The 20,568-nt window shown below is 71.8% G+C and carries 16 protein-coding genes and 1 pseudogene; 9 read left to right on the plus strand and 8 right to left on the minus strand.

Annotated features, from left to right (window positions below; all coding sequences use genetic code 11):
* Nucleotides 1–63: 63 nt before the first annotated feature.
* From ABEA82_RS16905 to ABEA82_RS16915, 3 genes are all read left to right on the plus strand, one after another.
* Complete coding sequence (locus tag ABEA82_RS16905) at nt 64–318, plus strand: lasso peptide biosynthesis PqqD family chaperone (RefSeq protein WP_345662310.1); 255 nt, start codon at nt 64–66, stop codon at nt 316–318.
* Nucleotides 315–752, plus strand: a complete 438-nt coding sequence (locus tag ABEA82_RS16910) for a lasso peptide biosynthesis B2 protein (protein WP_345662311.1) — start codon at nt 315–317, stop codon at nt 750–752. The genes ABEA82_RS16905 and ABEA82_RS16910 overlap by 4 nt, the downstream gene beginning before the upstream one ends.
* 77 nt (nt 753–829) lie before the next feature.
* Nucleotides 830–2,653 carry an ABC transporter ATP-binding protein gene (locus tag ABEA82_RS16915; protein WP_345662371.1) on the plus strand — a complete coding sequence of 608 codons (1,824 nt, stop codon included), beginning with the start codon at nt 830–832 and terminating at the stop codon, nt 2,651–2,653.
* A 204-nt stretch (nt 2,654–2,857) separates the two neighbouring features.
* Here ABEA82_RS16915 and ABEA82_RS16920 read toward each other — a convergent pair whose 3' ends face one another.
* From ABEA82_RS16920 to ABEA82_RS16945, 6 genes are all read right to left on the minus strand, one after another.
* A complete protein-coding gene (locus tag ABEA82_RS16920; protein WP_345662312.1) occupies nt 2,858–3,733 on the minus strand; it encodes an SMP-30/gluconolactonase/LRE family protein in 876 nt (291 codons plus the stop codon).
* 15 nt (nt 3,734–3,748) lie between these two features.
* Complete coding sequence (locus tag ABEA82_RS16925; protein WP_345662372.1) at nt 3,749–4,669, minus strand: sugar kinase; 921 nt, start codon at nt 4,667–4,669, stop codon at nt 3,749–3,751.
* A 50-nt stretch (nt 4,670–4,719) separates the two neighbouring features.
* On the minus strand, nt 4,720–5,340 hold the full coding sequence (locus ABEA82_RS16930) for a bifunctional 4-hydroxy-2-oxoglutarate aldolase/2-dehydro-3-deoxy-phosphogluconate aldolase (protein ID WP_345662313.1): 621 nt from the start codon (nt 5,338–5,340) through the stop codon (nt 4,720–4,722).
* 47 nt (nt 5,341–5,387) lie between these two features.
* Nucleotides 5,388–6,533, minus strand: coding sequence for a galactonate dehydratase (gene dgoD, locus ABEA82_RS16935; protein ID WP_345662314.1), 1,146 nt, complete (start codon nt 6,531–6,533; stop codon nt 5,388–5,390).
* Nucleotides 6,530–7,276 (minus strand): FadR/GntR family transcriptional regulator, encoded by a 747-nt coding sequence (locus ABEA82_RS16940; RefSeq protein ID WP_345662373.1) that lies wholly within the window; start codon nt 7,274–7,276, stop codon nt 6,530–6,532. The genes dgoD and ABEA82_RS16940 overlap by 4 nt, the downstream gene beginning before the upstream one ends.
* A gap of 67 nt (nt 7,277–7,343) precedes the next feature.
* Complete coding sequence (locus ABEA82_RS16945) at nt 7,344–8,105, minus strand: SDR family NAD(P)-dependent oxidoreductase (RefSeq protein WP_345662315.1); 762 nt, start codon at nt 8,103–8,105, stop codon at nt 7,344–7,346.
* Nucleotides 8,106–8,238: 133 nt separating this feature from the next.
* Between ABEA82_RS16945 and ABEA82_RS16950 the strand changes: the two genes are divergently transcribed.
* From ABEA82_RS16950 to ABEA82_RS16965, 4 genes are read left to right on the plus strand one after another with little or no spacing between them, the layout of a single operon-like run.
* Nucleotides 8,239–10,278 carry a beta-galactosidase gene (locus ABEA82_RS16950; RefSeq protein ID WP_345662316.1) on the plus strand — a complete coding sequence of 680 codons (2,040 nt, stop codon included), beginning with the start codon at nt 8,239–8,241 and terminating at the stop codon, nt 10,276–10,278.
* 28 nt (nt 10,279–10,306) lie between these two features.
* A complete protein-coding gene (locus tag ABEA82_RS16955) occupies nt 10,307–11,659 on the plus strand; it encodes an ABC transporter substrate-binding protein (RefSeq protein WP_345662317.1) in 1,353 nt (450 codons plus the stop codon).
* On the plus strand, nt 11,656–12,603 hold the full coding sequence (locus ABEA82_RS16960; protein ID WP_345662318.1) for a carbohydrate ABC transporter permease: 948 nt from the start codon (nt 11,656–11,658) through the stop codon (nt 12,601–12,603). Before ABEA82_RS16955 ends, ABEA82_RS16960 begins: the two co-directional genes overlap by 4 nt.
* A 2-nt stretch (nt 12,604–12,605) precedes the next feature.
* On the plus strand, nt 12,606–13,535 hold the full coding sequence (locus tag ABEA82_RS16965) for a carbohydrate ABC transporter permease (protein ID WP_345662319.1): 930 nt from the start codon (nt 12,606–12,608) through the stop codon (nt 13,533–13,535).
* 61 nt (nt 13,536–13,596) lie between these two features.
* Here ABEA82_RS16965 and ABEA82_RS16970 read toward each other — a convergent pair whose 3' ends face one another.
* Nucleotides 13,597–15,630 carry a glycoside hydrolase family 2 protein gene (locus ABEA82_RS16970; protein WP_345662320.1) on the minus strand — a complete coding sequence of 678 codons (2,034 nt, stop codon included), beginning with the start codon at nt 15,628–15,630 and terminating at the stop codon, nt 13,597–13,599.
* Nucleotides 15,631–15,742: 112 nt separating this feature from the next.
* On the opposite strand from ABEA82_RS16970, the gene ABEA82_RS16975 reads away from it, so the two are divergent.
* Both ABEA82_RS16975 and ABEA82_RS16980 read left to right on the plus strand, forming a co-directional pair.
* On the plus strand, nt 15,743–17,056 hold the full coding sequence (locus ABEA82_RS16975; protein WP_345662321.1) for a cellulase-like family protein: 1,314 nt from the start codon (nt 15,743–15,745) through the stop codon (nt 17,054–17,056).
* A 12-nt stretch (nt 17,057–17,068) separates the two neighbouring features.
* A pseudogene (locus ABEA82_RS16980) lies at nt 17,069–17,251 on the plus strand (SDR family oxidoreductase); the annotation flags it as partial.
* Nucleotides 17,252–17,287: 36 nt separating this feature from the next.
* Here ABEA82_RS16980 and ABEA82_RS16985 read toward each other — a convergent pair.
* Complete coding sequence (locus tag ABEA82_RS16985) at nt 17,288–20,356, minus strand: alpha-L-rhamnosidase (RefSeq protein ID WP_345662374.1); 3,069 nt, start codon at nt 20,354–20,356, stop codon at nt 17,288–17,290.
* Between the last annotated feature and the right edge of the window lie 212 nt (nt 20,357–20,568).

A 20,568-nucleotide genomic window follows, 5' to 3' on the forward strand; every position in this document is an offset into this window, starting at 1 on the left:
CGCCATCCACCGTCGGACACTCAGACACGCCAGATACGTCAGACACGTCAGAAAGGCCCTCACATGCCCCTGCGGTTCGGCGAGAACGTCTCCACGGCCGAGACCGACTACGGCACGGTCCTGCTGGACGAACGGGCCGGTGCCTACTGGGAGTTGAACCCCACAGCCACTCTGGTGGTGCGGACGCTGCTGGACGGGGGCGAGGAGGCGGACGCCGCCGCCGCACTGGTCAGGGAGTTCGACATCGACCGGGCACAGGCCCTGCGGGACGTCGAGGCGCTCGTGCGGGAGCTGCGCGGCTCGGGGCTCGCCTCATGACGACGCCCAGCGCGCTGGAGCGGCCCCGTGACGTGCCCCTGTCCCGGCGCCTGGCCGCCCGCCTCGTCCTGCTGCCCGCCTTCCTCCTCGCTCTGCTGCCGCCCCGCCGCATCCGCGCCGTACTCGGCGTTCTGCGGCGCGGTGCCGCGCCCGCGACACCGGCGCAGGCCCGAAAGGCACGCGACGCCCTGTGCGCCGCCAGCCTGTACTGCGCCGGCCCGAAGGGGTGTCTGCCGCGCTCTCTCGGGGCGGCGCTGCTGTGCCGGCTCGGCGGAACGTGGCCGACCTGGTGCACCGGCGTACGCGTCGTCCCTCCCTTCACCGCACATGCCTGGATCGAGGCCGGAGGCCACCCCGTCGGGGAGGGCGTGCCGGAGGGCTACTTCGCCCGCCTGGTGACCGTCGGCCCGCTGCCCCGGCCGACGGACCGGTGACCGGCACGACCGTCCCGCTGGGCGGCCGGGCCGAGATCGCCGAGGGCGACAGGTCCGCCCGGGCGGCGGTGGCCACGATGTACCGGCTCACCGCCGGGCACCGGAGCGCCGTCGCCGTCGCCACGGGACTGACCCTCGTGGGCTCCGCGCTGGGCCTGGCCCAGCCCCTCGTCGCCAAGCACGTCGTGGACACGACCGGCCGCGGCCAGCTCGTCTGGCCGCCGCTGGTGCTGCTCGGCGCGCTGTTCCTCGTGGAGGCGGCGGCGGGAGCCGTGGGGTGCTTCCTGCTGGAGCGGATGGGCGAAGGAGTCGTGCGGCAACTGCGTCACGGGCTGGTGGGACGGCTGCTCCGGCTGGAGATGAGGGAGTACGACCGGCACCGGGGCGGCGACCTCATCTCCCGGGTGACGGCCGACACCACCTTGCTCCGGGAGGTCGTGTCGCAGGCCTTGGTGGATCTGGTGACGGGAAGCCTCGTCGCCGCCGGGGCGATCATCCTCATGGCGTGGCTCGACCCCCTGCTGCTGCTCCTGGTCGCCGTCACCGTGGCAGCGGCGGCCGTCATCGTCGCCTCGCTGCTCACGGGTATCAGATGCGCGTCCGAGCACATGCAGAACTCGGTCGGTGCCATCGCCGCCGACCTGGAACGGGCCCTCGTCTCCCTGCCGATGGTCCGTGTGCACCGCGCCGAGGAACGCGAGGCGGCCGGCATCGGTGCCCGCGTCGACGCCGCCTACGGCGCGGGGGTCCGCACCGCGAAGCTCGCCTCCGTCATGAGCTCCGCCGTGGAACTCGCCGTCCAGGGCTCGTTCCTCATCGTGCTGGTCATCGGCGGCCTGCGGGTGAGCAGCCACGCCGGCTCCCTCGGCGACCTCGTGGCCTTCCTGCTGTACGCCTCGTACCTCGTCCTGCCCCTGTCCTCCGTCTTCCGTGCCGTGGGACTCGTCCAGCGCGGGATGGGCGCCTACCAGCGCATCGACGAGGCGCTCCACCTGCCCGTCGAGCCGGTGGCACCCCGGATCCCAGGGGATCGCGCCTCCCCCGCGGCACGACCGGCCGCGCCCTCCCCCCTCCACGAGCACCCCGCCCTCGCCCTGCGGGACGTCCATTTCGCCTACGATCCGCGGCAGCCGGTCCTCCACGGTGTCTCGTTCGCTGTGCCGCACCGGCGGTTCGTGGCGCTGGTGGGCCGGTCCGGGGCCGGCAAGAGCACGGTGTTCGCCCTGGTGGCGAGGTTCTACGAGCCGGACGCGGGCGCCGTGTTCTTCGACGGGCGGCCGGCGGCCGAGCTCACCCGTGCGGCATGCCGCCGAGGCGTGGCCGTCGTCGACCAGAACACGCATGTCGTCCACGGCACCCTGCGGGACAACATCGCGTACGCCGTGCCCGACGCCTCGGAGGCGGAGATCGGGCGCGTCATCGAACTGGCCGGCCTCGCGGAAGTCGTCGACCGGCTCCCCGGCGGCCTGTCCGCCGTCATCGGTGAACGGGGCAGCACCCTGTCCGGCGGCGAACGACAGCGCGTCGCCCTGGCCCGGGCGCTGCTGGCCCGCCCCTCGTTGCTCCTGCTGGACGAACCCACCTCCCACCTCGACGCGATCAACGAGGCGGCGCTCACCACCGTCATGAAGGACATCGCCCAGGAGTGCGCCCTGCTGGTCATCGCCCACCGGCTGTCCACGGTGCAGCACGCGGACCACATCGTGGTGCTGCAGGACGGCCGCACCGTCGCGGGCGGACGCCACGAGGAGCTGCTCTCCGGCAGTGCCCTCTATCGCGAGCTGGCCGCGAGCCAGATGCTCCGGCCAGGCGGGGAGCCGGGCGGCGGCATGCACCCGGCCCGCTCCGTGATCACCGAGGACATGCCGCCGGGTCGTGCCGAGGAGGGGACCGGCCGGTAGGTCGGAGCCGGCCCGGGCGAGGCAGGACCGCGCCCCGGTCGGCGGCTTCGGTGACGGGTAACGTGGAGCACACGCGGCGGTGAGTTCCCGGGAGCTTGCCATCGCCAGGTTTCCTCGGTTCGAACCCGAGCCGAGGAAGCCGCTGAGTGACCGGCGCACCCGGTGAGCAGGCACCCTCCGTCACTGAGGGTGACGCCCGTGCGCTCAGCGGTCGTGCCAGGAGCAGGCCGCCGTTCCCCGGGCCGGTACGGGGATGCCGAGCACCGCGCCGGAGGTGCGGGTCGGGTCCTTCACCCCGTACCTGGCCGTGGTGACGAGGAGACGGTTCTCGGTGGGGTGCAGGCACACCGAGGTGGGGTGCGGGGCGGGCACGGTGGTGACCCGGAGCAGGCGGCCGTCGGGGTGGTAGCGGTGGACGGTGCCGGCGCCCCACATCGCGACCCACAGGCAGCCCTCCACGTCGACGGTCATGCCGTCCGGGCCGCCCTCGCCCTCGGCGGGGCGGGCGAAGGTCTCCGGGTCGCCGGAGAGGTCGCCCGAGCCGGGGTCGACCCGGCAGCGGAAGATCGTGCCCGCGGCCGTGTCGGCGAAGTACATGATCGTGCCGTCGGCGCTGAAGGCGGGGCCGTTGACGATGGTCAGGCCGTCGAGGACTCGTACCACCGTGCCGTCGTGGTCCGTCCGGTAGAGCGAGCCCGCGCGGTGGGTGCCGTCGTAGGCCATGCTGCCGGCCCAGAAGCGGCCCGCGGGGTCCGCGACGCCGTCGTTCATCCTGCTGGGGAGCGGGGTGCGGTCCTCCGGGCGGTCCAGCCATTCCACTGTGCCGCCGGCCGAGAGCAGCGCGATCCCCGTGCCCGCCGCGGCGATCCACGTGCCCGGCCGGCCCTCCACCGGCGCGACGGCACCCAAGGGCACATCCAGGCAGGCCAGTCGAGCCGGTCCGGCGGCATCCAGTCCGAAGAGCCGGCCGCTGAGGATGTCGACGTACACATAGCGGCCGTCGGCCCAGCGGCCGCCTTCGGCGAGTTCGTAGCCGCCGTCCACGACGACCGTCGCCGCCGGCGCTGCCGTTGCTGTCATGTCCGGTCTCCTGGCTCAGCGGATGGTGGTGCCGTCGGGCTGGTCGAACAGGCCGAGTTCGTCCCGCGTCGGAAGCCCCTCCCAGTCGCCCCGGGTGGCGACGGCGAAGGCCGCGGTGGTGACGGCCCGGTCCAGGCGGGCGGGGACGTCCGCGCCGTCGAGGAGTGCGGACAGGTAACCGGCCACGAAGGCGTCACCGGCGCCGACCAGATCGACCGCGTCGACCTTCCGGGCGGCACGGTCGATCGCCCCGTCGGCGGTGTGGCTCGTCGCGCCGCGTGCGCCGCGTTTGACGACGACCTCGCCGACGCCCGCGGCCAGCAGGCCGGCCACGGCCTCCGGCTCGTCCGCATCGGGGCTCTCCTGGACCAGCGGCAGTTCGTCCTCGGACGCTATGAGCAGGTCGACCGGGGCCAGCATCGGGATCAGGACCGTGCGGGCCCGGTCGGCGGACCACAGCCGGGAGCGGTGGTTGACGTCGAGGCAGACGGTGATGCCGGCCTCGCGCGCGGTGGTGGCGGCGGCCAGGACCGCCTCGGCCGCCGACGGACCGAGCGCCGGGGTGATGCCGGTGAGATGCAGGACGCGGGTTCCGGCGGCCAGGGCGGGCAGCACGTCGGCGGGTGAGAGGGCCGAACCCGCCGAACCGGCACGGTAGTAGCTGACCCTGGTCAGCGTGCCCAGGCGGGGTTCGGTGAGGAGCAGGCCCGTGGGGCGGCCGGAGTCGTCGGTGACCGCGTGGCCGGTGTCGACGCCCTCGGCGCGCAGCGTGCGCAGGACGAGCGCCCCGAGTTCGTCCGCGCCGAGCCGGCCCGCCCAGCGCACCCGGTGCCCGAGTCGGGCGAGGCCGATGGCGACGTTGGACTCGGCTCCGGCCACGGACAGGCCGAGGCTGCCGCCCAGCCGCAGCGCGCCCTGCGCCCGGAGCGCCGCCATGGTCTCGCCGAAGGTGACCACGTCGGGCGGGGCGGGGCGGTCCACTGCCGTCACGGCGTCTCCCCCGCTGCCACCTCGCGGAACTCGGCCGCGCGGGCCCGGAGCCGGTCGAGGTCGCCGCCGTCGGCCGCGTCCCCGACCAGGGGTGAGCCGACCCCGACGGCGACGGCCCCCCGCTCGAGGTAGTCACGGGCGGCCTGGGCGTCCACCCCGCCGACGGGCACGAAGGGCACCTCGGGGAACGGGTCGCGCAGGGCCTTCAGATAGCCGGGGCCGCCCAGGGAGCCGGGGAAGAGCTTGATCGCGTCGGCGCCCCGCGCGAGGGCGACTTCGATCTCACTCGGGGTCAGGGCGCCCATCAGCACGGGTACGCCGTAGGGCGCCAGCCCGTCGACGAGCGCGGGGGTGACGAGGTAGGAGGCACCGGCCTCCACGGCGCGGGCGGCGTCGGCGGCCGAGCGCACGGTGCCGGCGCCGAGGAGCGCGTCGGGGCCGAGTTCCGCCCGGGCCCGTGTGATCACGGTCAGGGCGTCGGTGGTGGTCAGCGAGATCTCGACGGCCGCGATGCCCTCCTCGGCGAGGGTGCGTACGGTGCGCAGGGCGGCGGCGGGATCCTTGCCGCGTACGATCGCCAGCAGGCGGTGGGCTCGGAGCGATTCCACCAGGTTCATGGGGGCGGGCTCTCCTTGGGCGTGGGGTGCGGGGGTCCGGTGGGTGGTCACCATTCGGTGAACGCCCCGTCGGCGCCCCGCCATACGGGGTTGCGCCAGCGGTGGCCGGTCTCGGCGGCGCGGCGTACGGCCTTCTCGTCGATGTCGACGCCGAGGCCCGGGCGGGACCCGCGGGCGGCGTAGCCGCTCTCGAAGCGGAAGGGCTCGGGGTCCATCACGTACTCCAGCAGGTCGCACTGCTGGTTGTAGTGGATGCCCATGCTCTGTTCCTGGATGAGGAAGTTCGGCACGGCGAAGGCGATCTGGAGGCTGGCGGCCAGGGCGATCGGGCCGAGCGGGCAGTGCGGGGCCATGGCGACGTCGTACGTCTCGGCCATGGCCGAGATGCGGCGGACCTCGGAGATGCCCCCGGCGTGCGAGATGTCGGGCTGGGCGACGGCGATGCCGCCGGCCAGTACCTCGCGGAAGTCCCAGCGGGAGTAGAGGCGTTCGCCGGTGGCGAGCGGAACGCTCGTGGACTGGACCAGGCTGCGCAGGTGGCCCGAGTGCTCCGGCGCGACGGGTTCCTCGACGAACAGCGGGTGCAGGGGTTCCAGCAGGGGCAGCAGACGGCGGGACATCGCCGTGGAGGCCCGGCCGTGGAAGTCGACGGCGATGTCCCGCTCGTCGCCGAGCACCTCGCGGACGGCCGCGACACGTTCGACGACCTCGGCGGTGCGGGCCGGGGTGTCGATCGGGGCGAGTTCGGCGGAGGCGTTCATCTTCACGGCGGTGAAGCCCGCCTTCATCTGTTCCTCGGCGAGCTCCGCCACGTCGCTCGGCCGGTCGCCGCCGATCCAGGCGTACATGCGGACCCGGTCGCGTACCGGGCCGCCGAGGAGGCGGTGCACCGGGACTCCGTAGGTCTTGCCGGCGATGTCCCACAGGGCCTGGTCGATACCGGCGACGGCGCTGGAGAGGATGGGACCGCCGCGGTAGAAGCCACCCTTGGTGAGCACCTGCCAGTGGTCCTCGATGCGCAGCGGGTCCCGGCCCACGAGATAGTCGGCCAGTTCGTGGACCGCCGCGCGCACGGTCTCGGCGCGGCCCTCGATCACGGGCTCGCCCCAGCCGGTGATGCCCTCGTCGGTGGCGATGCGCAGGAACAGCCAGCGCGGAGCCACCAGGAACGTCTCAAGTCCGGTTATCTTCAAGGGGCTTCCTCCGGAAGCGTGTCGTTCGCGGCGTGGTCGGGGTCTTCCCGGGCACGTATGGCCGCGAGGTCGTCGGAAGCCTGGGCCAGCAGTGACTCGACGGCCGCCGAGGCGGCGTCGGGATCACCCGCTTCGACCGCTCTCAGCAGTTCCTGGTGCACGGGGATCGAGTCGGAGTGGTGCCGGGCGCCGTGCACGATCCGGTCGCGCACGCGCAGACCGGCCTCGATGACGACCTCCATGCGGCTGAGCAGTTCGTTGTGGGCGGCGTCCAGCAGGGCGCGGTGGAAGGCCAGATCGGCCTCGACCATCGCCTCCGCGTCCGTGCCCGCCGCCGCCATCGCGTCGAGCGCCTGCCGCATCGCGTCCAGGTCGGACGGGGTGCGGCGGGTCGCGGCGAACCGGGCCCCGGCGGGCTCGACTATCGCGCGGACCTCGGCGAGGTCCTCCAGAAAGGCGTCGGTCGGCGCGCTGCTGCCCTGCCAGCGCAGCAGGTCACTGTCCAGGAGGTTCCAGTCGGCGCGGGGCCGGATGGTCGTACCGCGCTTCTGCTTCGACTCGAGCAGCCCCTTGGACGCCAGCACCCGCATCGCCTCGCGGACCACGGTCTTGCTGACGCCGAGCTCCGTCTCGAACTTGACCGGGTCCACCACGGAACCCGGGGGGTAGTCACCGCGGATGATGCGCCGGCCCAGCTCCTCCACGGCCTGGCCGTGCAGCCCCTTACCGGGATGGGTCACCACGTTCTCCACTTCCGCTCCGGTCCTGTTCGACGGTGCCGCGCACGGCCCCTGGCACAGTACGCGCCGCTCACGAGGACTCCTTCATGACGCTCCATCCTCCGTCGACCACCAGACTGGCACCGGTCACGTAGGAGGCGTCCTGCGATGCCAGGAAGGCGACGGCGGCGGCCACCTCCTCCGGCTGTCCGAACCTCCTGGCCGCCGTGGCCGCCACGCTGCGCGCCCGGTCGGACTCCGCGATCCCGTCCCAGGCGGCGGTGAGGATGGGGCCGGGGAGCACCGTGTTGACGCGGATGTCGGGCCCGTACTCGACGGCCAGTTGACGGCCCAGCGAGCACAGAGCGCCTTTCGCGGCGGCGTAGGCGGCGTGGCCGGGCAGACCGATGACCGCGTGCACCGAGGAGGTGAGGACCACGGCCCCCCTGGCCTCGCGCAGCATGGCCGCGAAGGTCTTCATGGCCCGCCAGGCCGGCTTGAGCAGCACGGCCATCTGGCCGTCCCACTCGGCCTCGCTCAGTTCGTCGGCGGGCTTGTTGAGCTGGGCGAACGCGTTGCTGTGCAGGACGTCCAGCCGCCCGTGGCGCTCCTCGACACGCCGGGCCAGGTTCTCCCAGTCGGCGGCCGAGGTCACGTCGCAGCGCACGTACTCCGCGCGTCCTCCCCCGGCCTCGATGTCCGCCGCGAGCGCCTTGCCGGTCGCGTCGTCCACGTCCGTGACCACGACCGTCGCGCCCTCGGCGGCGAGTCTGCGGGCCGTGGCCGCGCCGATTCCGTGCGCCGCGCCGGTGATCACCGCCACCCGCCCCGCCAACCTGCGGCATTCCGTCATCGCGCGCCTCTTCCTTCGCCGCCTGCATCCTTCTGCTGCCACACCTTCGTGGCGCCCGCACCCATCCTAGCTGTTTCAATTAATAATGAATATATCTTGACGAGGCGGCGATGGCACTCCAAGACTGACCGCCATGCGAAAGGCAGACTCAGTAGCGATCGACTCCCGGCGACGCCTGCGCCCGGCCGGAATCGCCTTCGGCGGCGACTACAACCCCGAGCAGTGGCCCGAGGAGGTGTGGGCCGAAGACGTCGCGCTGATGAAGGAGGCGGGCGTCTCCCTGGTGACGGCCGGGATCTTCTCCTGGGCCAGGGTGGAGCCGAGGCCCGGCGAGTACGACTTCGACTGGTTCGACCGGGTGATGGACCATCTGGCCGGGGCGGGTGTGGCCGTGTGCCTGGCCACGATGACGGCGTCCCCGCCGCCGTGGCTGTCCCGGCTGCATCCCGAGATCCTCCCCGAGACCGCCGACGGCCGCAGGCTGTGGCCCGGCGGACGCCAGCACTACTGCCCCTCCAGCCCCGTCTACCGCGAGCACGCCGTGCGCCTGGTCGAGCGGCTGGCCGCCCGGTACGCCGACCACCCGGCGCTGGAGATGTGGCACATCGGCAACGAGTACGGCTGCCACACCCCGATGTGCTGGTGCGACGAGTCGGCGGCCGACTTCCGGCGCTGGCTGGCCGAGCGGTACGGCGATGTCGAGGCCCTCAACGACGCCTGGTCGACGGCCTTCTGGGCGCAGCGCTACGACAGCTTCGAGGAGGTGCTGCCGCCCCGGCTCGCGCCGACGTTCCCCAACCCCGCCCAGCAGCTGGACTTCGCCCGGTTCTCCGACGACGCGCTGCTGCGGTGCTATCTGGCGGAGAAGGAGGTCCTGCGGCGTATCACCCCGGACGTGCCCGTCACGACGAACTTCATCGGCGTGCACAAGCCCGTCGACGCCTTCCGCTGGGCCGCCGAGGAGGACGTCGTCTCGGTCGACGTCTACCAGGACCCGCACGACGAGAACACGCACGTCTCGGCGGGCTTCATCTTCGACGTCACCCGGTCCGCCCGGGGCGGTCAGCCGTGGCTGCTGCTGGAGCAGGCGCCCAGCGCGGTGAACTGGCGCGACCGCAACGGGCCCAAGCCTCCCGGGCGGATGCGGCTGTGGAGCTGGCAGGCGGTCGCCCAGGGCGCCGACGCGGTGCTCTACTTCCAGTGGCGCCAGTCCCGGGGCGGCGCCGAGAAGTACCACTCGGCGATGGTCCCGCACGGCGGCACCGGCACCCGCACCTTCCGTGAGGTGAGCGAGCTGGGCCGCGAGCTCGCCTCGCTGCCCCGGATCGCCGGCACCCGGTCCACCGCCGATGTCGCCCTCGTGCTGGACTGGAACAGCTGGTGGGCGCTGGAGCTGGACTCGCATCCGTCCACCGCGCTGAACCAGATGGACATCGCGCTCGCCCACTACCGGCCGCTGTTCGAAGCCGGCATCCCGTGCGACGTCGTACCGCCGGACCGTGACCTGTCCGGCTACCGCCTGGTCGTCGTGCCCAACCTGTACCTGCTGAAGGAGCCGGACGCCGAGCGCCTCACCGAGTTCGTGCGCGGCGGCGGCCGTCTGCTGGTGTCGTTCTTCTCCGGCATCGTCGACGACTGCGACCGCGTGCATCTGGGCGGCTATCCCGCGCCGCTGCGCGAGGTGCTGGGCCTGCGCGTCGAGGAGTTCTGGCCGCTGGCTGAGCAGGACACGGTGGACGTCCGGCACGCGGACGGCACGGTCAGCCGGGCCGACCTGTGGTCGGAGACCGTCCTGCCCGAAGGGGCGCGGGCGGTGGCCGAGTTCGGCTCCGGGCCGCTGACCGGGCAGCCGGCCGTCACCCGCCACTCCTTCGGAGCGGGAGAAGCGTGGTACGTCGCGACGCGTCTCGCACCGCAGGCCATGCGCGCCCTGACGGAGGAGGTGTGCCGTACCGCGTCCGTCGCGCCCGTGCTTCCCGGACTTCCCGAGCACGTCCAGGCGACCGTGCGCGAGGGCGACGGCGGACGGTTCGTCTTCCTGCTCAACCACGGCCGGGAAGAAGCCGACATCGCACTGCCCGAGCCGATGACCGACGCCCTGGCCCGTGAGGCCGGTCCCACCGGCCGCCTCACGCTGCCAGCAGCCGGAGTGGCCGTGCTCGTCGAGCCGTAGACAACCGAACACCGGACAAGGGACGCACATGAACAGCTCACCGCCCTCGCGCAGATCCGTGCTGCGATGGGGCGCCGGGGCGGCCGGGGCACTCGCCTCGGTCCCGGCCCTCACCGCCTGCGGCCAGACCGTCGGAGCCGCCCGCGCCACCCGGCAGGCACCCACGCGCCGCGGCCAGAAGGTCAAGCTGGTCTTCTGGACCTGGGTGCCGATGCAGAAGACCGTCGACCTGTGGAACCGCACGCACCCCGACATCCAGGTCGAGATGCAGACCATCCCCCAGAACGTGACGGGCGGCTATCAGAAGATGCACGCCTCGCTGACGGCCGGGAACCCCCCGGACCTGGCGCAGGTCGAGTACCACGAGCTTCCCGGGTTCATGCTGGTCAACGGTCTGACGAACCTGAGCGAGTACGGCGCCGACGAACTGCGCGACCGCTATGTGCCGTGGCAGTGGAAGCAGGGCGTCTTCGACGGCAAGGTGTACACCATCCCTCAGGCGTCCGGCCCGATGGGACTCTTCCACCGCCGCGACCTGTTCGCGAAGTGGGGCATCGAAACGCCCACGACCTGGGCCGAGTTCGAACAGGCCGCCCGCGTCGTCAAGGCCCGCGGCAACGGGGCGAGGCTGTGCGCGTTCGCGCCCAACCAGCCCAGCTGGTTCGCCGCGATGTGCTGGCAGCGCGGCGCGCGGTGGGTGCGTACCGAAGGCGACACCTGGGCCGTCGACATGGACGACGCTCTCTCCCGCGAGGTGGCGGAGTACTGGGAGAGGATGGTCCGCGACGACCTCGTCTTCGTCGAACCCGACATGTCCAACGCCTGGTACAAGCACATCCAGACCGGGCAGATCTCCGCCTGGATCGGTCCGCAGTGGGGCGACGCCCTGCTGCGCGGCAACGCGCCGGGCACCGCGGGAAAGTGGCGGGTCGCCCTGCTGCCCCAGTGGAAGGAGGGACAGAAGGCCTCCGCCAACTGGGGCGGATCGTCCACCGCGATCCTCCAGGGCACCCGGCATCCGCGCGAGGCGCTGCGCTTCGCGCACTGGATCAACACCGACCGGCGGGCCGTCGACCTGAACGTCTCCGTGGGCTACGGCTGGCCCGCGGCAGCAGGCGTCTTCCGCGGATCGGCACTCGACAAGCCCGACCCGTTCTTCGGGGGGCAGCGCTACAACGACGTGTTCACGGTGTCCGACCGGGCGATCGACACCTCCTGGAAGTGGTCCCCCACCACGGACGCCGACTTCGCCCAGCTCCAGGACGCCTTCGGCGCCGCCATCGACGGAGGCGGCAGCCTCGCCGGTGCGCTGGCCGACGCCCAGAAGAGCACTGTGGACAACCTGCGGGCGAAGGGCCTGAAGGCAAGGAGCGCGCGATGAGCACCACGATCAGCCGGACGAGGAAGTCCGCACCGGGCGGCACCCGGCGCTCCGCCCGCCCCGACCGGGCGGCCTGGGGGTTCCTGTTTCCCTTCGTCGCCCTCTTCCTGTTCACCTTCGTCCTCCCCCTCGGCTACGCGGTCTACCAGAGCCTGCTCACACCGGTCCGCTCCGGTCCGCTGGGCTTGGGCCGGGCCACGATCGGCTTCGCCGGACTCGACAACTACGGCCTCGCCCTTCAGCAGTCGGCGTTCCTGGAGAGCTTCGCGCGGGTGCTGCTCTTCGGCGTGGTGCAGATCCCGGTGATGCTGCTGCTGTCCACCGCGCTGGCACTGGCGCTCGACACGCTCTCCCACCGCTGGGCGGGGATCCTGCGTGCCGCCTGCTTCCTGCCGTACGGCGTCCCCGGCGTCATCGCCTCGATCCTGTGGGGCTTCCTGTACGTGCCCGGCGTGAGCCCGATCACCGACCTGCTCGGCAGGGTCGGGCTCACGCCCGACTTCCTCGGCTACGACACCGCGCTGTGGTCCATCGCCAACATCGTGATCTGGGAGTTCGCCGGCTACAACATGCTGGTGATCGTCGCCCAGCTCAAGGCGATCCCCCAGGAGCTCTACGAGGCCGCCCGCATCGACGGGGCCGGTGCGTGGCAGACGGCGATGCGGATCAAGCTGCCGCTCGCCCGGCCGGCCCTGGTGCTCACCGGCGTGTTCTCCATCATCGGAACGCTGCAGTTGTTCGCCGAACCGTTGGTCATCAAACCGCTGACCCCGGCGGTCACCAACTCGTACACACCCAACCTGAGCGCGTACAACGAGGCGTTCGCCAACAACAACATCTACCTCGCCGCGGCCGAGTCGGTGCTCCTCGCCCTGGTGGCGAGCGTGCTGTCCTTCGGCTTCCTCAGCCTGGTGAACCGCAAGGAAAGAAGGGATGCACGGTGAGCGTGTCCACTCCCCCCGCCAAGAAGCCGGTGGCCGACTCGGCTCGGGCCCCCTGGGCTGCCGGGGCGCGCCGTGCCGGAGGCCCGCGACGGCGTGGTCCGAAGCCCTCACGGATCCTGCTGGTCGCCCTGCTGACCGTCGCGGCGCTCTACTTCCTGCTGCCCGTCTACTGGCTGGTGGTGGCCTCCACCAAGAGCAGCGCCGACCTCTTCGGCACCTTCGGACTGTGGTTCTCCGACCCGCGGTGGCTGGACAACCTCTCGAAGGTCTTCTCCTACGCCGACGGCGTCTTCTGGAGCTGGACCTTCAACAGCATCCTGTACGCGGGGGTGGGCGGTGTGCTGGCCACCCTGCTCGCCGGCGCCGCCGGCTACGCCCTCGCCGTGTACCGGTTCCGCGGTCGGGAGGCGGTCTTCAAGGTCGTACTCGCCGGTGTGCTGCTGCCCAGTACCGCGCTCGCTCTGCCGCTGTACCTGCTGTTCAGCAAGGTGGGCCTGGCCAACACCTACTGGGCGGTGCTGATTCCCAGCGTCGTCAGCCCGTTCGGGGTGTATCTGTGCCGGATCTACGCGGAGGCCGCGGTACCGGCCGAGATGCTGGAGGCGGCCCGCGTCGACGGTGCCGGCGAGTGGCGGATCTTCGGCACCCTCGTGCTGCGCACCATGACACCCGCGCTCGTGACCGTCTTCCTCTTCCAGTTCGTCGGCATCTGGAACAACTACTTCCTGCCGCTGGTCATGCTGTCGGACGACCGTAAATACCCGATCACCCTGGGCCTGACGACCTGGCAGGCGGCGGCCAACCGCATTCCCGAGCTCAACCAGCTCACGGTGGGCGGAGCGTTCCTCTCGGTCCTTCCGCTGGCGGCGGCGATGCTCGTGCTGCAGCGCTACTGGCGGTCGGGCCTGACGCAGGGCAGCGTCAAGGGCTGACACGCACGGTGGCCCGTGGCCGGCTCGGCGCCGGCCACGGGCCACCGTGCGTGTCAGGCGCCTACGGCCTGGGGTTGGCCGCCTTCCGGAACGCCTCGTGGACGAGCTTGGGCCGCTCCTCGGCGAAGGTGAGCAGCCCCATGACGGAGATGCCGTTGTGGTCCTGGTTGTACCCGGCCCGCTGCTTGTAGTCCTTCAGGACCCAGTAGGTGAAGCCGGCGACGAACGCGCTGCGCGCGGCCACCTGGTCCCAGTGCGCGGTGAAGCAGGCCGCCTGCCATTCCTCGGTGCCCTGGGTGGTGCTCGGGCCGTGGGTGCCGGCCTCCGACCAGGTGCCGTTCTCCGTGATCAGGATGGGCTTGCCGGGATACTTGGCGTGCACCGCGTCCAGCGTCGGGCCGAGGTCGGCGTCCTTGCCGTAGAAGTAGCCGAAGTACTCGTTGAACCCGATCACGTCCGCGAGGTCGAAGGCCGGGTCGTTGCTCGTGTTGGAGGCCCAGGTCACGGGCCGGGCGGTGAGGTCGACGGCCTTCACCGCCGCCTTCATGTCGGCGAGCCAGGCGCGGTAGACCGGCGCGCCCTCAGGGTCGATCTCCGACTCGTTCTGCAGGCCCCACAGGATCACCGACGGGTGGTTGTGCTGGTTCCACGCCATGGTCAGGGCCAGGGCGCGGGCGAGGCCGTAGCGCTCGGTCTGGAGCTTCTCCTGGGCGGTGTTGAGCCACATGGTGTCGATGTCGTCCATCACCAGCACACCGTGCTCGTCCGCCCAGTCGTAGACGTACGGGTGACGGTTGTAGACGCAGTTGCGGATGAAGTTGGCGCCCACCGCCTTGATGTGGCCCAGTTCCCTGTCGTACTCCCCCGGTGTCATCGCCCTGCCGTGGGCGCCGGTCTCCTCGTGCCAGTTGAGGCCCTTGAGGAACAGGGCCTTGCCGTTCAGCCGCAGTTGGGCGTCGGCCACGGAGAGGTCACGCACGCCGTAGCGCGTGGACAGGGTGTCCACGCGTGGGCCGCCGGGCTTCGCGGCGGTCAGCGTGGCGCGGGCGGTGTGCGTGTGCGGCGCGGCCGGGCTCCACCGCGGCGCACGGGGCACGGGGACCGAGACGCGTACGACGCCGGCCGACCGGGCCGCGATCCTGGCCTCGACCACCGTGGGCCGGGCGCGACTGCCCGGGCCGGGGTCCAGCGTGAGGAAGCCCTCGAAGTCCGAGGATCCGTGGTTCTCGACCACGGCCCGCGCCTCGAGTCTCCCGTCCGCGCCGGACACGAGCAGCTTGGCGACGGTGACCGGCGGAACCGCCTCGACCCAGACGGACCTGGTCAGACCCGCGTAGGGCCAGTAGTCGACCGGCTTGTACGGGATCTCGTGGTCGTCGGTCACCGGCTGCGGGGACGAGGCCGTGTAGTCGGTGTAGGACGCCCTGCGGAACACGCGCACCGCGATCGTCTGGCGTGCACCAGGCCTGAGCGCCTTCGCCGCCGGAAGCGCGAAGGGGGAGTTGGCGCCCTCGTGCTTGCCCAGGTACGTGCCGTCGAGCCAGACCTCGGCGCTGTAGCCGGCTGCCAGGAAGGCGATGCGCACATGGCGGGCCCGCCAGGAGCCGGGAATGTCGACGGTGGTGCGGTACCAGGCGTAACCGTCGGTGAACGCGGTGCCCTTGCCGAAGGGGGCGGTCTCCGAGGCGAATCCGGGGGTGCCCAGCAGGTCCCAGGCCGAGGGGACGTCGATGCGGCCCCAGGACGTGTCGTCGAAGCGCGGGGACTGCCAGCCCTCGCCGAGCCCCTTGTTGCCGGGGTCGAAGCGGAAGCGCCACCGCTTGTCCAGGGACAGGTACTCGCGGGTGGGCTCATGGGTGCGCCAGCCGTCGAAGGCGGGGAGTACCGCGCCGTACTGGAAGACGACGTTGGTGCCACCGACGTCTCGTACATGGGTTCCGGAGGGCTCGGTGGCCGGGTGGGGGTCGAGCACCGGGCTGTCCACGGTGTTGTCCGCGGCATGCGCCGTGCCCGGCCAGGCCGGCAGGGCGACGGTGCTCGCCACGGCGAGTGCCGTGACGACGGTGCGCCGGGTCGGGTGGATGGGTGGGTTCATGGCGGCGGCTCCTCAAGGCGCGCGGACGTTCGTTCGCCCCAGAGCCTGGACAGCCCCCTCACCCCTGTCAAGGATTATTCATAATTAATGGAAATTGAGCTAGCGTGGTCTCATGACCTCACCTCAGCAGGCCGCCGGCGGCCGACTCGCCATCTCCCTCTGGGACTTCAGCTGGTACACCCAGGCAGGACCCGGCGAGCCCTTCGCCGACCTCGATCACGCCTTCGCCGAGGCCGTGGAGCGGGGTTTCAACACCGTGCGTGTGTGCGCCATGCCGTTCCTGCTGTTCTCCGGCCGGGTCCCCGCTCCGGAGTCGGTGCGGGTCCGCGGTCTGGGTGAGCGGTTCGGGCAGCGCACCCGCTGGTACAACGTGCGCGGCGGCTACGAGCTGGACGGCCGCCGACGGCTCGTCGAGTTGTTCGAGGCGGCCGCCCGCCACGACTGCCGGGTGATCGTCTCCTCCTGGGAGTACCAGCAGTCCCCGAGCTTCGCCGACACCGACGCCTGGCACCGCGCCCTGGCCGCCGTTCCCGGCCCGGAGCGTGCCGAGGTGGTGGCCGAGGCGCTCGCCAACCTGCTGGACTTCCTCACCGAGCGCGGACTGGCCGACCGTGTCGCCTACGTCGAGGTGCACAACGAGGTCGACAACTGCTCCCTCGTGCCGGACGACGGCGCCACGCACTACGCCCGGCTGCGCGGTCCCCTGGACCGTGCCGTGCGGCTGCTGCGGGCGCGTCACCCCGGCATCCCCATGACCTACTCGCTCGGCGAGCCCTGGCCGCACGAGCTCGACGACCTGCCGGAGCAGGCACAGATCGCGCACTTCCACTTCTACGTCTACGGTGTGCTCGGCGCGCTGTACCGGACGGTGGGCCTGGGCCACGGCACGGAGCCGGCGCCCCGGACGGCCACCTGGCCCACCCCCGAACTGGCCGGCATGCTGCGCCCCGACGCGCCCGCCTTCGCCGACCACCAGCCGGACGAAGCCTGGCGGCTCGCGGCCACCGGGATCCCGCGGGAACTGTTCTACGCGCACGACTGGGTGGACCCCGACCGCTGGGACCTGTGGCTCTACGAGAACTACGCGGCGCACCGGCAGGCCATGCGCGAGACGCTGGCCGAGTGGGTGGACGCCGTGGCCGCGTTCGCCCGCGACCGCGGCGTCCCCGCCGTGCTCGGTGAGGGCGTGGTGGGGTACACCCCTCTCCTGGCGCGCTTCGAGGAGGACGCCGTCGGCAAGGACATCGCGGAGTTCGTCGTCGACCGCTGTCTGGCCGCGGGTTTCCACGGCGTCGTCCTGACGTCCAACGCGGCGCCCCACCACCCCATGTGGCACACCGACCGGGACTGGATGCGGCGGGTCAACGCCCGTGTCACCGGGGACCACCACACCCTCCCGGCGGTGCCGTCAGTCGATCGGCTGTGAGGGGGACAGCTTCTGGTCAGCGACATGATCGCCAAGGGGGAGCTCGACCGCGCCGAGGCAGAGGCCAACCAGCCCGTCAACCGGCTCGGCACCGCCGACGAGATCGCCCAGGCCGTCCTGTGGCTGTGAAGCCCGGGAGCCGGCTTCGTCGTGGGCGTCGCCCCGCCCGTCGAGGGCGGCTGCGTCGCACGCTGACGACCCGCCGGCCCGGGGCGATCCCGCCGGGCCGGCTCAGCGCAACGCGGCGGTCAGCCGGTACCGGCCGGACGGCAGGCGGTACGAGGAGACTCCGTCCGCGAATCCGAGGAAGCGCACTCCGGGCACCCGGCCCAGCGGGGTGCGTCCCTCGCGGACGGCGTCGGCGGAGATGGCCGGAAGACGCAGCGTCGCCTCGCTGTTGGCGGGCACGACGGCCTCGTACGTGAGGGCCCGGCCCGCCTCGACGACCTGCCACGCACTCACGATCTCCCCGTACGGCGACTCGTACGTGCCCGACACCCGTGTGATCCGGCCCGTGGGATCGAGGTGGGGCTGGAGCAGGAAGCGTTTGAAGCCGGGGCTGTCCGGGTCGCGGGCGATACCGGCCATGTGCGTGTACATCCACTCCATGATCGCGCCATAGGCGTAGTGGTTGAAGGAGTTCATGCTGACCGGACCGAAGCCGGCGTCCTCGGAGTACGAGTTCCAGCGCTCCCAGACGGTGGTGGCGCCGTTCTTCACCGAGTACAGCCAGGACGGCAACGCGTCCTGGTGCAGCAGCTCGTACGCCAGGTCCGCGCGGCCCTCGTCGGTGAGGACGGGCGCGAGGACGTTGACGCCCAGGAAGCCGACGGACAGCGTGTTCTCGTCGTACCGGACCCGGCTGCTGTCGGGGTGGGCCGCCTTGTAGGCCGCGTCGTTGCCGATGTTGTCCGCCAGCAGGCCGACCAGCGCGCGGCGTTGTGCCTCCGTCTCGTAGAACCCGAGTTTGAGGACCCACAGCAGCGCTGTCTGACTGTTGTCCTCGGTCTTCTGGGAGGGGTCGGCGCCCGGTTCGATCGGGGAGGCGTCGCCCAGGCTGGACTTCACCGTGACCCGGCCGTCGCCGGTGCTGAGGTACTTGGTGATGAACGCCTGCCTGATGCGGGTGAAGAGGCGCTGGTACTCCTCGGCCTCGGCGGTGCGGCCGATCGCGTGCGCCATCCGCGCCATCAGCCGCGCGGCATACCCGTAGTAGACGTCGCTCATGAGCTGGGCGCTGGTCTTCTGCGGTGCCAGCCAGTCGCCGGTGAGGGAGCCCTGACCGGCGTAGGTGTCACCGGTCTGCTCGCGGATCCAGTCCATGTAGCGGGTCATGGCCGGCCAGTTGGCGTGCAGAACGGTGGCGTCGCCGGTCATCTGCCACACGGTCCACGGGAGGATGACACCGCAGTCGGCCCAACCGCTGCCTCCGTCGGGGAAGTTGTACCGCCCGCCCGGAGCCACTCCGGTGAACTGGGCCTTGTCCGTGCCGTAGACGGTCTGGGAGTCGGCGACGGTGTCCTGGAAGTGGCTGAGGAAGGCACCGGCGTCGGCGTTGTACAGGCCGGTGGTGGCGAAGACCTGGGTGTCACCGGTCCAGCCGAGGCGTTCGTCGCGCTGAGGGCAGTCGGTGGGCACCCAGAGGTAGTTGCCACGCTGACCCCACCGGATGTTGCTCGCCAGGCGGTCGACGTCGGGGTCGTCGGTGGTGAGGGTGCCGGTCTCGCGGATCGCGGACGTGGCGACCTTGCCGGTCAGGCCGGTGATCGTGACGGTGTCGGTCGCGGTGACGGAGACGTGGCGGAAGCCGTAGAAGGTCAGGGAGTCCTGATGGGTCTCGCCGTGCCGGTCTCCCTTCAGGATGTACGTGCTGGTGGCCTTGGCGCTGCGGAGGTTGGCCCGGTAGACGGAGCCCTCGGGGCCGTCCGCGCCGGCGCTGTCGTCGTTCAGCATCTCGCCGAACCGGAACTCGACCCGGGCGCCGGCCGGGCCGCGCAGGCCGTAGCGGGCGACGCCGACCATGTTCTGGCCGAGGTCGAAGATCGCCGTCTCGCCGCTGCCGATCGTGACGGAGGCGGAGGCGGCCCGCTCCGGGTCGGTCACCGTCCGGGCGGGGTCGACGACGATGCGGCCCTTGCCGTTGGGGCTGCCGTCCTGGCCGCTCACCCCGGTGGCGACGGTGATCGACCGCGGCCGGCGGTCCCACTTCGGCATCAGGCGGGCCGTCTCGGCCGGATAGGCGAGGAGTCGCACGTCCGGGTACCTGTCCTCGAAGGCGACGCGTTCCACGTCCGCCCAGGCGGAGTCGTCGAACCCGTGCAACGTCCAGCCCGGCAGTTCCCTTCGGGCGTCGTAGGTCTGGCCGTCGTAGATGTCGTCGGCCCGCCAGGGGCCGGTGTCGGTGGCCTTCCAGGACCCGTCCGGCTCGGTGACGACCGTCTGCGAGGTGCCGTCGGCGTACCTCAGCAGGAGTTTGGCCTTGACCGCGAGGGCGTTGCCGTCCTTCGACCAGTACGTACTGCCCTCGGAGATCCGGCCGTTGTACCAGCCGTTGCCCAGGACGAAGGCGAGGGTGATCCCGCGCTGCCGCCGCACCAGGTCCGTGACGTCGTACGTCGTGTAGTTGACGCGCCGGTCGTAGTTGGTCCAGCCCGGGGGCAGCAGCTCGATCGTGGTGCCGCCGTCCTGCGGGACGATGACGTGCTGTCCGTTGACGTAGGTGTCGTGGACTCCGAGGGCCGAGACGTACAGCCGCGCCTCGCGCACCTTCCGTGGGCTGTCGGCCCTGAGGGGTGTCTCCTTCCGCAGCAGCGGTGCACCGGCCGAACGGGGGGCTTTGCCCTTCATCCCGATCCACTGGGCCCCGTCCCAGCCGGCCACTCCGTCGGTGCTCATGAGGCCGGTCTCGAAGGCGGCCGGGGAAGCGACTCCGACGAGGCGGCCCTCGGTGTCCCAGACGGTGACGGTCCAGTGGTAGCGGGTCGAGGCGCTGAGCGCCCTGCCCGCGTACCGGACGGCCACGGAATCGGCGGAGCGGACGCGTCCGCTGTTCCAGACGTCCGCGCGGGCGCCCGAGAGCCGGTCGGGCGAGCTGGCCACGAGGATCTGGTACGACCCTTGGCTCCGGCCGCGGACGGCCGATCGCATGCGCCACCCGAAGCGGGGCCTGCTCGCGTCCGTGCCGAGGGGGTCGGTGCGGTGTTCGACGGTCAGGCCCCACACCGCGCGGGTGTCCGGGCGGCGGGACGCTTCCGCCGCGGCACCGATGCCACCGCCCGCGACCCCGGCTCCGAGCGACATGGCGCCGGCCGTCACCGCGAGCACGGTCCGGCGGCGTACCGCCGCGTGCTGCGCGCCGGGTGGTGTCGCTTCGCCGGCGTTCGGGGTGGCGCCGTCCGCACCGTGCTGTTCCTGAGTCACACCTGCGTCCTTTCACTGTCATGGGTACTGGCCGGGAGAAATGCATTGAATCGATTCAAAAACACTGCCGTCCGAGTCCCTGGCTCGGCATG

Origin of the sequence: Streptomyces venetus, assembly GCF_039540295.1 — a bacterium.
In the GTDB taxonomy this organism is placed as follows: domain Bacteria; phylum Actinomycetota; class Actinomycetes; order Streptomycetales; family Streptomycetaceae; genus Streptomyces; species Streptomyces venetus.